Below are 15,103 nucleotides of genomic sequence, written 5' to 3'. Positions count from 1 at the left end.
ACTGTTAAAATATTTTTTAAGCATTTGTCTTGATTTAAAAACCGGATACGTTGAATTCGAAGAAACTATTTATTCCACCGTTACTGCCCAAAGTATTTGCAAAATTTTATCAAACTACATTTGAGTTCTGTCTGTATCAATGATGATTTATGCCAAAATTAAAGGAAAATAGGAAATATATCTACTCAGATATTGATAAACGTAGCCTTTCATATGATGCTTAAGATGTCATCAAACCATTTATGGAAATCTCGAGATTCTTCATTTTGAGGCATGAACAAAAAAATCATAGTTCTAGAAGTTAGTGGATTTTGTGCAGCCTTATCTGAACTTGAAAATCCGGAAATCTTTCCATGACTGCGAGAAGGAACAATGTAATTTTTAGCTACTTTTTCAGCTGATAATACACTGGAAAGGTCTGGATTTTATTCCGCTCAAGCAGCATTCATACATAATTTTTCAAATGAAGTTCCTGTACCATGCTCCACAATAAAATGGCAAACGCCTGCCCCTATACGAACACCAATCTCAATTACATAAGATAAATTATTATTATCTAAGCATATTCTCTTCTAAAACGGCACTTAAAATGGCAAATTGAAACTGAAAACGCATCTAGAAACTATACAAAATACAGCCCAACAATCAAATCATCTAAAATGAAAAATGAAGGCACGTTTATATTTATATTTTACATTAAGAAACTTAATTAATATTTTGCTTTTTTACTATTTTTTGCAATTTTTTAAATCAAAATACAATTCATATAAAACACACATTTAATGTAAAAAATATACATAAAAACAACAAATTATCGCATATTTTTATTCCTAGCTAATCCCACCTCTTTCCACTTAGTGCAAAACATACTCTCAAACTACAAACCATTAAGCATCCACTGATTAAAATCATCGGAAGTGGTAGCTAAAGACTCCAGAGATAATCCGTCAATAATATTTGCATAATGGCTCAACAAAGTGACCAATTCATTGATCATATCACTATCCGCTGAAGTTAGCTCTTCAATACTAATACCTAATTTTTGGTACACACGAAGTTTGTCAACTAGGTGAACAATGGGAAAAAAGCACTCAAGATTGCTTCACAATAAGCTGACTTTAACAAACAGCGCAAAAAGGCCATTGGTACTTGCCAAAGATTTTCGACGATGTTCAGTTTGTAGCACTTTACAAAAAATAACGTAGTGATACAAGAATCTGCTTTTTCAGATCTACAAAAAACCACTGCATTAGCACTGCACGACTTCTATTCTTTCAATTATATGACAAAATTACTAAAACTAAAATATGTAGAATAAAATCAACAACAATGAATTGAATTTTCGATATTTGTAGTTCAAATTAGTATTTTAAACAATATATGCGAATGCAAACTTAAATTATAATTCTGCTTTAACAAAAAATATAAAAAATTGAGAATATGTTTTCCTATTTTGAAGGAGTGTTTATTTCTGTTGGCTAATTATATTGAGCAAATTAAACACTTATCTAAAGTAGCAATATCCATACTTATCCACAGTTTATAAGGTGTTTCTAACAGAATATTAAAGAAGAAGAATACTCGATCATCCAAAAAACTATGGAGTAGTGCATTTTACTCACCATCCTACCTCAGTAAGGTGCCTCACTCATTCGTTTAACATATTCACCTTCCCCTCTGCTCAAAGTCCCCCTGCCTGACATCACCGCCCTAAACAATGGTGTTTTACTGCATAATAAGATAAAGAAACTGTAGAAAAATCGTAAACGATACTCGCCAAATTCATAACTAAAAAACACGACCCTTAGTGGCAAAAAGCTTGGCAAAATCTCTTTTCATAACGGGCCACACTACACCCTAGTAAATCATACAAAACGTGCACAAGTCAAAAAAACAAATCATAAAAATTTTTCTCTTATTCCGTTTCTTTTTCTCCATCATTCTCATTAAAAGCCAAAAGATTAAAGCTTTGTATCATATGAGGAGGTAACGGTGCAACAACATTCAATAGTCCTCCTGAAGGATGAGGAATACAAATACGACGTGCATGGAGGTGAAGTCGGTTTTGAATTCCCCCTGGTAATTCCCAATTACTATCAGAAAAAAAATATTTTGAATCGCCAATGATAGGGTGGTCTATATGGGCAGCATGCACACGCAGCTGATGTGTTTTTCCCGTATAAGGTTCCATTTCAAGCCATGAAAGAGTTCTCCCTCTAGTATCTAAAACGCGATAATAGGAAACTGCATGGTTAGAATCTGGTTCTCCATGTTCACAAACACGCATTTTATCACCCTGCTCAGTTACCTCCTTGACCATCCATGTTGAAATTTTATCCTGTTTTTTTCTAGGGACACCTCTTACTAATGCCCAATAAATTTTTTTTGTTTCCCGCGCTCTAAAAGCAGCAGTTAAAGCCTGTGCAGCTCCCCTTGATCGAGCAACGACGAGCACACCCGACGTTTCACGATCAAGACGATGAACTAAACGTGGTTTTTCACCTTTTTTATTGCGCCAAACCTCAAGCATACTATCAACATGGCGAGTCAAGCCAGAGCCACCTTGTACAGCTAAACCCGCAGGCTTATTAAAAACAAAAATCTTTGAATCTTCATAGAGCAGCATTTTTTTTAAAATGATTTCATCATCCTGCCCACGTAGTATTTTATCTGTTACAGGAAAATTCTCTTTGTCATTAATAGGCAAAGGTGGCACACGAACAGATTGCCCTATTAAAAGACGCGTATCAGCTTTAACACGTCCACCATTAACCCGTATCTGGCCAGAACGTAGCAATTTTTGTAAATACCCAAACCCGAGGCCTGGATAATGCACTTTAAACCAGCGATCTAAGCGCATTCCGTTTTCATCTATCACAACCTTTTTTATTTCTACCCCGATCATGAAAGTACCCTTATCAATATAATTTGATTTTATTTACCAATCCTTATACCTCATCTTTATAAACACAAAAATCCATATCTTCTAGAATTGGCTTTATCACACCACATTACAACCCGTATCCAAAATTGCATTTTCTTATTGTTCAAATTTTATTAGCTCAAAGATTAGTATTTACAAAAATTATAGCCCTGTATACTTGCAGCAGCTATCGGAGATATTATCTGTGTCCTTATTCAAAACTTATACACGTGTCCTCAACTATCTGAACAGAGAAAAAAAGACATCTGCCTTAATCTGTAGTGCTAATGTTATATTAGCTGTTATCACCATTGCAGAACCCATTTTATTTGGACGCGTCATTGATTCCATTGCTGAAAAGTCAGATATTGTTCTAACCCTCACGATTTGGGTATGTTTTGGACTCTCTAATATTATTGCTTATGTCCTTGTTGCCCGTGGCGCTGATCGCTTGGCACATAGGTGCCGTTTAACTGTTTTAACGGAATCCTTTGAGCGTGTTATTGCTATGCCTTTAATTTGGCATCAACAGCGTGGAACCTCTAATTCCCTTCACACACTCTTGCGCGCCATAGACTCTATGTCCACCATATGGCTTGATTTTATGCGTCAACATCTCTCAACTCTTGTGGCATTATTGGCTCTCATTCCCATAGCCTTTAACATGAATTGGCGCCTTTCAATAGTCTTGGTTGTTCTCGCCATCATCTATCTATTAATTGCGCGCCTAGTGATGCGAAAAACAAAAGACGGACAATCCGCTGTAGAATGCTATCACCATAATGTGTTTAAACATGTCAGTGATTCAATCTCTAACGTTTCTATTGTACAAAGCTATAACCGAATAAAGGAAGAAGCTTTAGCACTGAAACAACACACAAACGATCTTCTTAAAGCACAAAACCCTGTGCTTAATTGGTGGGCGCTAGCAAGTGGCTTAAACCGAATGGCTTCAACCGTTTCAATAGCATGTGTTCTTTTGCTTGGAGCGTTTTTTGTTGCAAAAGGCAAATTACGTGTGGGTGAAGTTGTTGCTTTTGTCGGATTTGCACAATTAATGATTAGTCGTCTAGATCAAATGAGCAATTTTATTAATTTAGCAGCGTCTTCACAAGCAAAACTACAAGAATTTTTTGAAATGGAAGATTCAACCTTTCATATTAACGAACCTGAAAGCTTGCCTTCCCTCAAAAATGTTAAGGGTGCAATACAATTTCATCACGTTACCTATAAATTTCCAAATTCTTCTCAAGGTGTTTTTGACATTTCATTTGAAATTAAAGCCGGGCAGACCGTTGCAATTGTAGGACCAACAGGTGCAGGAAAAACAACATTAATCAACTTATTGCAGCGCGTGTACGATCCCACATTTGGACATATTTCTATTGATGGAATAAATATACGCTCTGTTAGTCGTGAATCTTTACGTAAATCTTTAGCAACAGTGTTTCAAGACACCGGCCTTTTTAATCGAACTATTCACGACAACATCTCGATAGGAAAAGCAACTGCAACAGGTGAGGAACTTTATGAAGCAGCAAAAATAGCAGCAGCCCATGATTTTATTCTGAAAAAAAACAATAGTTATGACACAATAGTCGGCGAACGAGGTTCTCAATTATCAGGTGGGGAAAAACAACGCTTAGCAATTGCGCGCGCTGTTTTAAAAAATGCACCCATCCTCATTCTAGACGAGGCAACCAGTGCCCTTGATGTCGAAACAGAAGAACGCATTAAAAACGCCCTTGAAAGCATAAGTCACAACCGCACTTCTTTCATTATAGCACACCGTCTTTCAACAATACGCAATGCTGATCTTGTGCTCTTTCTAGAACATGGTCATTTAGTTGAAAAAGGAAGCTTTCAAGAACTGATCAATAAAGGTGGACGTTTCTACAAACTCTTAAAAGCCAGCGGTTTAACAATCGAGCAATCAACGATAAGAGAAGATGAAAACGTGTTTCCATTGCATGAAGCCATAGCATCATAAAATAAACACTCCCCCTTGAAGAAAGAGATATAAATTTCCTTCTTTTTAAAAAATCTCAAAGCTAAGCAACAAAATAATAAATCAGAAATTATCCTTCAAGGAAAGCTTTTAACGCCGCAAGTGCTTCATCAGCCTTATTCCCTTCAGGTCCGCCAGCCTGCGCCATATCAGGACGACCACCACCACCTTGACCACCAAGAACACTTGAAACAATACGAACCAAATCAACAGCATTCAACTTATCCGTTAAATCATCAGTAACGCCAACAACAGCACTCCCCTTTCCACCTTCTGAAACACAGATAAAAATGACTACTCCAGATCCAATCTGCTTCTTTCCAAAATCCACGAATGCCTTTAAATCCCGTGGTGAAATATTTTTCACAACACGTCCCATAAAAGAAATACCATTAATAACAGTAATATCTTCTTGACCATTTTTCATATCTCCACCACTCAAAGCAATTTTATTGCGTGCATCATTCAATTCTTTGTCAAGTTTACGATGATCCTCAAGTAGAATCCGAACGCGTTCTTCTACATCAGCAGAAGAAATTTTTAAAAGATCAGCAATTTTATGGATTCGCTCATTTTGGCGGTTTAGATAGAGTCGTGCAGCTGTCCCTGTTAAAGCTTCGATACGACGAACTCCAGCCGCCACAGAACTTTCAGAAACAATATGAATTAAACCAATATCCCCTGTTCTCTTCACATGTGTACCGCCACAAAGCTCAACTGACCAATTCTTCTTTAGTTCCCCTGGTTTAAGCTGATTTCCCATAGAAACAACACGAACTTCATCATCATATTTTTCACCAAATAACGCCATTGCCCCTTCAGAGATAGCATCATCAACAATCATAAGTTGTGTTGTTACCTCGCTATTTTGCAAAACAATATCATTTACTAAATATTCTATTTTTTTCAATTCTTCTTGTGAAACAGATTTTGGATGAGAAAAATCAAAACGCAACCGATCTGGCGATACAAAAGAACCTTTTTGTATAACATGAGATCCCAAAACTTGACGCAAAGCCTCATGCAATAAATGGGTAGCAGAATGATTCGCACAAATTTTCTTACGACGAACAACATCAACTGTTAATTCTACACAATCAGACATCGATGCCTGACCAGATTTAAGCTCCCCAATATGGATAAAAACACCATCACCCTTTCTTTGGGTATCACGCACCTCAAAAATAAAATTTTTACCAGAAATGATACCACTATCACCAATTTGCCCACCAGATTCACCATAAAAAGGTGTCTGATTGGTAACAAGCATGGCTTTCTGACCTGAAGAAATATGATCAACGAGTTTACCATCACACACAAGAGCTGTCAGAATGCCTTTAGCCGTTTCTGTTTCATAACCTAAAAATTCTGTAGTCCCTACTTTATCACGAACGGAAAACCAAATCTTTTCCGTTACAAATTCTCCAGAACCAGACCAATTGGCACGTGCTTCCTCTTTTTGACGCTCCATAGCTTTATCAAAGGTATCAACATCAACAGATATTCCACGACGCCGCAAAACATCCTGCGTTAAATCAAGCGGAAAACCATAGGTATCATAAAGCTTGAAGGCAACTTCACCATTAAAATGATCCCCCTCTTGAAGATTGCTGCTTGCTTCATTCAACAAGCCGAGTCCTCGTTCAAGAGTTTTACGAAACCGTGTTTCTTCTAGCCTTAAAGTTTCTGAAATCAAAGATTCAGCACGCATCAATTCAGGATAGGCTTGTCCCATTTCGTGAATTAAAGCAGGTAAAAGACGCCACATCAATGGCTCTTTAGCACCAAGAAGATGCGCATGCCGCATAGCACGACGCATAATACGACGTAAAACATACCCCCGTCCTTCATTAGAAGGAAGAACACCATCAGCAATCAAAAATGCACATGAGCGGAGATGATCAGCAATCACGCGATGGCTCGCAACAAAATCACCCGTTGCTTCAACCCCTGTTATCTCTTGTGATGCTCCGATTAATGCATGAAAAAGATCAATATCATAATTATCATGAACGCCCTGTAAAACAGCAGAAATACGCTCTAATCCCATACCTGTATCAATAGAAGGATGAGGCAATTCAACACACTCTGCTTTACCCACCTGTTCATATTGCATGAAGACCAAATTCCAAATCTCAACGAATCGGTCACCATCATCATTAGCACTTCCAGGTGGCCCTCCCCAGATTTTATCACCATGATCATAAAAAATCTCTGAACAAGGACCACAAGGACCAACATCCCCCATCGCCCAAAAATTATCAGTCGTCGCAATACGGATAATTTTTTCATCAGGAAGACCTGAAATTTTATGCCAAAGTTCAGCAGCAACATCATCACTATGATAAACTGTCACCAACAATTTCTCTTTTGGAAGACAAAATTCTTTTGTTAAAAGATTCCACGCCAAGAAAATGGCTTCTTCTTTGAAATAATCGCCAAAAGAAAAATTACCTAACATTTCAAAAAACGTATGGTGGCGTGCCGTATAGCCAACATTATCAAGATCGTTATGTTTTCCACCAGCTCGGACACATTTTTGTGCCGTTGCTGCCTGTTTATAAGGGGGCTGTTCAAGTCCAGTAAAAATATTTTTAAACTGCACCATTCCAGCATTTGTAAACATGAGTGTAGGGTCATTACGCGGAACAAGAGGACTAGAAGAAAGAACTTTATGTCCATTAAGATGAAAAAAATCCAAAAAAGTTGACCGTATACTATTAACACTATTCATATCGTCACCTGTAGAGTACAGTGCAAAACCATAAAAGCAAAATCCGTCTCATTAAATATCCTCTTTGCTAAACTCATAGAGTCAATCTAATCAAAAAGTGGAATGCTTTTTCAATAAAATCGTAAAGTAAATGGTCTCAATACTTTAAATTTTTAAATAAAAATAAAAAAATTTCAAATGAATGAATGGATATTAAACAAGCAACCCATCACATCGTTTCATCGCTTTCTGTATTTTCTGACCCTGCATTTTCTAGCAGTTCAATTGCAATCAAACCAGCATTTTTGCGCAAAGCTGCTTCAATCTCAGCAGCTATTTCCGCGTGTTCACGCAAAAACTGCTTTGCATTCTCACGCCCCTGTCCTAAACGTTGAGAATTATAAGAAAACCATGCTCCAGATTTTTCTACAATGCCAACTTTAACACCCAAATCAATCAATTCACCTACTTTGGAAATACCTTCACCATAAATAATATCAAACTCAACCTGTTTGAATGGAGGTGCCAATTTATTCTTCACTACTTTAACGCGCGTCTGATTGCCAACAACTGCATCCCTATCTTTAATGGATCCAATGCGGCGAATATCTAAACGAACAGAAGCATAAAACTTTAAAGCGTTTCCGCCTGTTGTCGTCTCGGGAGAACCAAACATCACACCGATCTTCATACGAATTTGATTAATAAAGACAACCATACAGTTGGAGCGAAAAATTGCTGCTGTTAATTTTCGTAATGCTTTACTCATTAATCGAGCTTGCAATCCGGGTAAAGCATCCCCCATTTCACCATCAATTTCCGCCCGCGGCGTCAAAGCCGCTACGGAATCAACAACCAGCACATCAACTGCACCAGAGCGAACAAGTGTTTCTGTAATTTCCAATGCTTGTTCACCAGTATCGGGCTGAGAAATGAACAAATTTTCTAAATCAACACCAAGCTTACGTGCGTAAATAGGATCAAGAGCATGCTCTGCATCAATAAAGGCACAAACTCCACCAACTTTTTGTGCCTCAGCAATAGCATGAAGAGCTAGTGTTGTCTTTCCAGAACTCTCTGGTCCATAAATCTCAACAATACGCCCTTTCGGTAGTCCACCAACACCTAAAGCAATATCCAAGGATAACGAACCTGTTGGGATTGTTTCAATTTCAACAACCTGCTCTTTTTGCCCAAGACGCATAATCGAGCCTTTACCGAAAGAACGTTCAATTTGTGAGAGCGCAGCATCGAGTGCTTTTGTTTTATCCACGATTATATCCCTGACCGATTCACAATAACTTAATATCTAGTGTACACTGTTCTTTTAACTTAACCAAAGCCCTGAGTTGAGATTCTCACAGACTATTTCCATTTTTATCATGATATGATGTCCACAACATCCCATAAAAACGTGTAAAAGCTGTCCTCCTATCTTATAATACAAACACACTTCAACAAAATACCTTCCTATAAAGGAGAAAAATTTAGTATATTTGTATCTATCCTTCAAAAAAGAAACAATTTAAATCTCAGTACAATACCTTATACACAAACCATTCTAATCCTCTATAAGCACCTAAGAAATTACAACTCTTAGTGAATTTTATGTTTTTGAGAACCTAAAACTTACTATCAATCTAAATAACAGAACACTGCCAATTAAAATCATAATTATAAAGAAATCTATGAAACATAATTAAACCAACATTTTTTAAAATTGAATTTTAAGCATATTGGAAATTTTTGCGTAAATAAAAAAGAAAAAAATTACTCTAAAAATAATAAGCTTTTAAAGCATTGCATTCGATTATTTATAAAACAATTATCATATAACTGACATAAAACCAGTTTAAAAATAATAAAAGATCTCACTTCAATTAAAATTTTATGTTTAACTGCCTCGTTTTTTGCGCAATTTTTTCCACCACTCAAGACGCTTCACAATCTCACGTTCAAAACCGCGTTCTCGTGGTTGATAATAGATCTGGCGACCAAGTTTTTCAGGAAAATATTCCTGTCCAGAAAAAGCATCTGGTTCATCATGATCATAACGATAACCATGCCCATACCCTTCTTCCTTCATAAATTTTGTAGGTGCATTAAGGATATGTTGTGGAGGAGGCAAAGAGCCATTTTTGCGTGCACAACGTAGTGCTGCCTTATATGCAAGATATGTTGCATTAGATTTTGGCGCAGTTGCAACATAAAGACATGCTTGAGCCAAAGCCAATTCTCCTTCAGGTGCCCCTAAATAATCATAAGCATTTTTTGCCGCATTACAAATGACAAGAGCTTGCGGATCTGCCAAGCCGATATCTTCAACAGCCATACGAACCAATCTTCTCCCAATATAGAGAGGATCTTCCCCCGCATCCAACATACGTGCCAAATAATAAAGCGCAGCATCAGGATCAGATCCACGAACTGATTTATGCAATGCTGAAATAAGATTATAATGACTATCCCGCCCTTTATCATAAATTGGAGCACGACGCTGAATAATTTTTTGCAAAGCGATAGCATCAAATATCTCTCCCGCTCGCGCGACACACCAAACTTCCTCTGCTAATGTTAATGCTATCCGTGCATCACCATCAGACATCCCTATCAAAACATCTCTGGCATCGTCATTTAAGGGGAGAAGCTTTCCCTCCACTTCTTCAGCACGTTTTAAAAGCATGCTCAAACTTTCACTGTCATGGGAAAGAAACGTCAAAACACGCGCACGAGAAAGAAGAGCAGCATTAAGCTCAAATGAAGGATTCTCAGTCGTTGCACCAACAAGAATTATAGTACCATCTTCCATAACAGGAAGAAAACTATCCTGCTGTGCACGATTAAAACGATGAATTTCATCTACAAACAAAAGTGTTTGACATCCAGACATAAAACGAGTCCGAGCACCTTCAAAAATCTTTTTAAGTTCGGCAACTCCGGTAAAAATAGCAGAAACCTGCTCAAAAACGAAATCTGTTTCAAGTGCTAGCAAGCGCGCAACCGTTGTTTTCCCTGTTCCCGGGGGACCAAAAAAAATCATCGAACCAACTGAATCAGCGGCGATCATACGCGAAAGCACGCCTTCTTCTCCAACCAAGTGATCTTGCCCCATTACATCCTTGAGACAACGAGGACGCATTCTTTCTGCAAGCGGTTTATTTTTGTTAACTTGAAAATCAAATGATGAAGTAAAAAAAACTTTATTCAAAAAAAACCTCAGCGAATAAATTGACGAATATACATACCATCACGCTCATATTCCAATTGCCATATATTTTGACGACCTTGTTGCATAAGAATCTTTTTTAACTGACCAACTGTTTGAATTTTATGACCATTCACAACACGCAAAATATCTCCAGAGCGAAAAATTCCTGCTGCAATACTCACTTCATCAAGACTAATAATCACAACACCTTTTGCGGATATCGGAAGATGAAAACGTCTACTATTTTGCGGTGTTAAATCCAAAACTTCAGCACCAGAAAGAGGGCTCTCACCAACAATTTTTTCAGATTTTAAAAATGCTGACTCTGGTATTGATGAAATAAATATTTTCGTCTTAAAAGTTTTTCCATTTCGTAAATATTCCAAAACAAAGCTATCCCCAATACTGGCTGTCATCAAACGATATCCAAGACCATCTGGGCTATCAATTTGTATCCCTTGCACACTCAAAATAACATCGCCTATTTTTAAACCAGCTTTTTCAGCAGGACTATCTTTGCTAACTTCGATGACAAGAGCACCAGAGGGACGTTTTAAACCTAACCCACCAGCAATGTCAGGTGTAACATTTTGGAAAGATGCTCCAATATAAGGGGGTACAAAATGTTTTTGACCACGTTTAACGGTATCAAGCATCACTCTTACAAGATTTGCCGGAATAGCAAAACCAATCCCTACAGAACCACCTGAGCGTGAATAAATAGCTGTATTAATCCCGATTAATTGTCCTTTCATATCAATTAAAGCTCCACCAGAGTTCCCTGGATTAATGGCAGCATCTGTTTGAATAAAAAAATCAAAATCAGAAATACCAACACGCGTACGCGCTTGCGCCGAAACAATACCGCTGGTAACCGTTTGACCAACACCAAAAGGATTCCCAATTGCAAGAACAAGATCACCAACTTCAACGGTATCAGAATCTCCTAAAGGAAGAATAGGAAATCGCCCGCCCTGTGCATCAATTTCAAGCACAGCAATATCAGTAGATTCATCTTTAAGCATGACCTTACTCTCAAACTCCCTCCCGTCAGAAAGAGCAACTTTAATTTCACTTGCGTCCTTAATAACGTGGTAATTGGTAATGATCAAACCGCGCGCATCAACAATCACTCCAGATCCCAATGATGATTGCGTACGTAAAGGCCGATTATTTTGAAAACGACCAAAAAATTGCTCAAAAAATGGATCACCTTCAAAAGGTGAACGCGCTCTAATTTGCCGTGCCGCATAAATATTTACAACAGACGGAATAGTTTTTTTAACTAAAGGAGCGAATGAAAGAGTGATTTCTTTTTGTGTTTGCGGAATTTGAGCATAAGTGCAATGAGGCGATATCTGTGCAACAATCGCAAAAAAAATCCCTACCAAAAAAAGATTCCTCATAACTCACTCCTTAAAAACTAACCCACTTTTTAAATATTAAGAAGATAAAAACTCTCTCATTTTTCATAACCACAGAATTTCTACCAATACTTATAATTAGAAATAAAAATAACTTATTTGAGCAATAGATATTATAAAAATAAAATAGTTCAATATTTTGTAACATTCCCTTTACGTTTATCTCTTGAAATAAAACTGATTGTGAAATGCACATAAAAAAACCGCTCTAGAAAAGCGGCTCTTTAAAATACAACAGAAAAAATACCCTACGAGGAAGAACCCTTTTCATTTGCAGAATTTTCCGTACGCGCACGATCTACAGCGCCTTTTGCATCAACGTCACGATCAACAAACTCAATAACAGCCATGGGAGCATTATCACCGGTACGAAACCCTGCTTTCATAATACGCAAATACCCACCGTTGCGCGCTGCATAACGTGGCGCAAGTGTATCAAATAACTTTGCAACCTTTCCCGCATCACGAAGTGCTGCAATTGCTTGTCGACGCGCATGCAAACCTCCACGCTTACCAAGCGTAACCAGCTTTTCAACAATAGGACGAATTTCCTTAGCCTTTGGAAGCGTTGTCATAATCTGCTCATGCTCAATCAGCGAAACCGCCATATTCGCAAACATCGCTTTACGGTGACTAGACGTTCGGTTTAACTTACGACCTGATTTATTATGCCGCATAAGCCCTCTCCTTAAATTTTAATATTGATCTTCATAACGCTTGGCAAGATCATCAATGTTTTCAGGCGGCCATGCAGAAATTTCCATACCAAGATGTAATCCCATACATGCTAAAACTTCTTTAATTTCATTTAACGACTTCCGTCCAAAGTTCGGTGTACGAAGCATCTCAGCTTCTGTCTTTTGGATAAGATCACCAATGTAAACAATATTATCATTTTTAAGACAATTTGCCGAACGAACTGAAAGCTCTAATTCATCAACTTTTTTAAGAAGGGCAGGATTAAAAGCAAGTTCTGAATCAGATTCTTCAACAATTTCCTTTTGTGGCTCCACAAAATTAATAAATAAAGACAACTGATCCTGAAGAATACGTGCCGCAAAAGCAACAGCATCCTCTCCGTTAACAGCACCATTCGTTTCAATCGTGAGTGTTAATTTATCATAATCTAAGACTTGACCTTCGCGCGTATTTTCTACTTTATAGGATACCCTACGGATTGGTGAATAAAGACTATCAATTGGAATAAGGCCTATTCGTGAATCATCAATACAGTTGCGATCAGATGGAACATACCCTTTCCCTGTATTGACAATAAATTCCATACGAATTTCAGCATCTTCATCAAGAGTACAGATTACATGTTCCGGATTCAAAATTTCCATATCCCCAACAGTACTGATATCTCCAGCCTTCACAACACCAGGCCCCTCTTTAGAAATAACGACACGTTTAGGACCCTCTTCTTCCATACGAAGCGCAACTTCTTTAATGTTTAAAATAATATCCGTAACATCCTCACGAACACCTGGAATTGATGAAAATTCGTGTAATACACCATCAATCTGCACAGCAGTAATCGCGGCACCACGAAGTGATGACAGTAAAACGCGACGAAGCGCATTCCCCAACGTTAAGCCAAAACCACGTTCAAGAGGCTCCGCAACCACACTCAAAACATTCGGATTATCATGTGTACAAAACTCAACCTTATTGGGTTTAATCAGCTCCTGCCAGTTTTTCTGGATCATATTTTTATTTCCCGTTCTTTAGTTTTGCTACCATTCAATCGTAACGACCAATGTGAACTATCAGAGAAGACTCCGACAACAAAAAACAATACCCAATTAAACACGCCGTCTCTTTCGCGGACGACATCCATTATGAGGAATTGGTGTTACATCACGAATGGAAGTAATGACAAAACCAACAGACTGCAATGCACGCAAAGCAGACTCACGACCTGCTCCAGGACCACAAACCTCAACTTCTAACGAACGCATACCATGCTCCTGTGCTTTTCTCGCACAATCTTCTGCAGCAACCTGAGCCGCAAAGGGTGTAGATTTACGCGATCCCTTGAACCCTTGAGCACCAGCAGACGACCACGCAATCGCATTTCCCTGCGCATCAGTAATGGTAATCATTGTATTGTTAAATGTTGAATTGATATGCACAACACCCGACGAAATATTTTTGCGCTCCCTACGACGAACACGCGTGGCTTCCTTGGCCATAATCTTCCTTTCAATGATCTCTACATTGCCGTAGCACCAGCAACTCCACCCACTTTGCCCTTGTCAAAAAAAAGCTTTAACAAAAAACAAAAAATTTAAAAAATAAAATCCTTTTTCTTATAAAAGCACCGTTATTTTTTCTTACCAGCAATTGCTTGAGCTGGCCCCTTACGTGTGCGCGCATTTGTATGTGTACGTTGTCCACGAACAGGTAAAGAACGACGATGACGCAAACCACGATAACAACCAAGATCCATCAAACGCTTAACATTCATAGCAACTTCACGACGAAGATCGCCCTCGACTTGGTAACCGTGATCTATCGCTTCACGAATTTGCAACACCTCTGCATCAGAAAGCTCATGAACACGACGACCTATGGGGATACCAACTTTTTTAGTAATTTCTTGAGCAAATTTTGGTCCAATCCCGTGGATATACTGAAGCGCAATGATTACACGCTTATTTGTCGGGATATTGACGCCAGCAATACGAGCCACGCCTATTCTCCTTGATTATGTTGACAGCTAACCATAAAATACCTGATGTACCCTACAGAAAAAAATGACCCGGCATAAAAACAACCCGAATCCTACTACTTCACTGAAATAAATTAAACCTCTTTTGATAGA

Annotated in this window: 10 protein-coding genes; 1 reads left to right on the top strand and 9 read right to left on the bottom strand. The window is 38.1% G+C overall.

The window, feature by feature from the left end; genetic code table 11:
* Positions 1-1,915 precede the first annotated feature (1,915 nt).
* On the bottom strand, positions 1,916-2,905 hold the full coding sequence (locus tag V4B17_RS02810; protein ID WP_455479968.1) for an RluA family pseudouridine synthase: 990 nt from the start codon (positions 2,903-2,905) through the stop codon (positions 1,916-1,918).
* A gap of 223 nt (positions 2,906-3,128) precedes the next feature.
* On the opposite strand from V4B17_RS02810, the gene V4B17_RS02805 reads away from it, so the two are divergent.
* On the top strand, positions 3,129-4,913 hold the full coding sequence (locus V4B17_RS02805; protein ID WP_455479967.1) for a glucan ABC transporter ATP-binding protein/ permease: 1,785 nt from the start codon (positions 3,129-3,131) through the stop codon (positions 4,911-4,913).
* 88 nt (positions 4,914-5,001) lie between these two features.
* On the opposite strand, the gene alaS is transcribed toward V4B17_RS02805, so the two are convergent.
* The 8 genes from alaS to rpsM form a co-directional block, all read right to left on the bottom strand.
* Positions 5,002-7,665, bottom strand: a complete 2,664-nt coding sequence (gene alaS / locus V4B17_RS02800; protein ID WP_455479966.1) for an alanine--tRNA ligase — start codon at positions 7,663-7,665, stop codon at positions 5,002-5,004.
* Positions 7,666-7,873: 208 nt separating this feature from the next.
* Positions 7,874-8,917 (bottom strand): recombinase RecA, encoded by a 1,044-nt coding sequence (gene recA / locus V4B17_RS02795; protein ID WP_455479965.1) that lies wholly within the window; start codon positions 8,915-8,917, stop codon positions 7,874-7,876.
* 621 nt (positions 8,918-9,538) lie between these two features.
* A complete protein-coding gene (locus tag V4B17_RS02790; RefSeq protein WP_455479964.1) occupies positions 9,539-10,852 on the bottom strand; it encodes a replication-associated recombination protein A in 1,314 nt (437 codons plus the stop codon).
* Between the two features lie 8 nt (positions 10,853-10,860).
* Complete coding sequence (locus V4B17_RS02785) at positions 10,861-12,258, bottom strand: DegQ family serine endoprotease (RefSeq protein ID WP_455479963.1); 1,398 nt, start codon at positions 12,256-12,258, stop codon at positions 10,861-10,863.
* 266 nt (positions 12,259-12,524) lie between these two features.
* Positions 12,525-12,953 carry a 50S ribosomal protein L17 gene (rplQ, locus tag V4B17_RS02780; protein ID WP_455479962.1) on the bottom strand — a complete coding sequence of 143 codons (429 nt, stop codon included), beginning with the start codon at positions 12,951-12,953 and terminating at the stop codon, positions 12,525-12,527.
* Between the two features lie 18 nt (positions 12,954-12,971).
* Positions 12,972-13,985 (bottom strand): DNA-directed RNA polymerase subunit alpha, encoded by a 1,014-nt coding sequence (locus V4B17_RS02775; protein ID WP_455479961.1) that lies wholly within the window; start codon positions 13,983-13,985, stop codon positions 12,972-12,974.
* Positions 13,986-14,081: 96 nt separating this feature from the next.
* The gene (gene rpsK / locus V4B17_RS02770) at positions 14,082-14,471 is read right to left on the bottom strand and encodes a 30S ribosomal protein S11 (RefSeq protein WP_317993407.1); all 390 of its coding nucleotides are present in this window, start codon (positions 14,469-14,471) and stop codon (positions 14,082-14,084) included.
* A gap of 131 nt (positions 14,472-14,602) precedes the next feature.
* Positions 14,603-14,971, bottom strand: a complete 369-nt coding sequence (gene rpsM / locus V4B17_RS02765; protein WP_455479960.1) for a 30S ribosomal protein S13 — start codon at positions 14,969-14,971, stop codon at positions 14,603-14,605.
* Positions 14,972-15,103 lie beyond the last annotated feature (132 nt).

The organism is Bartonella sp. B23, from assembly GCF_053793815.1.
The sequence above is the reverse complement of the archived record's forward strand: the minus strand, read 5'-3'. Positions and strand labels throughout refer to the sequence as shown.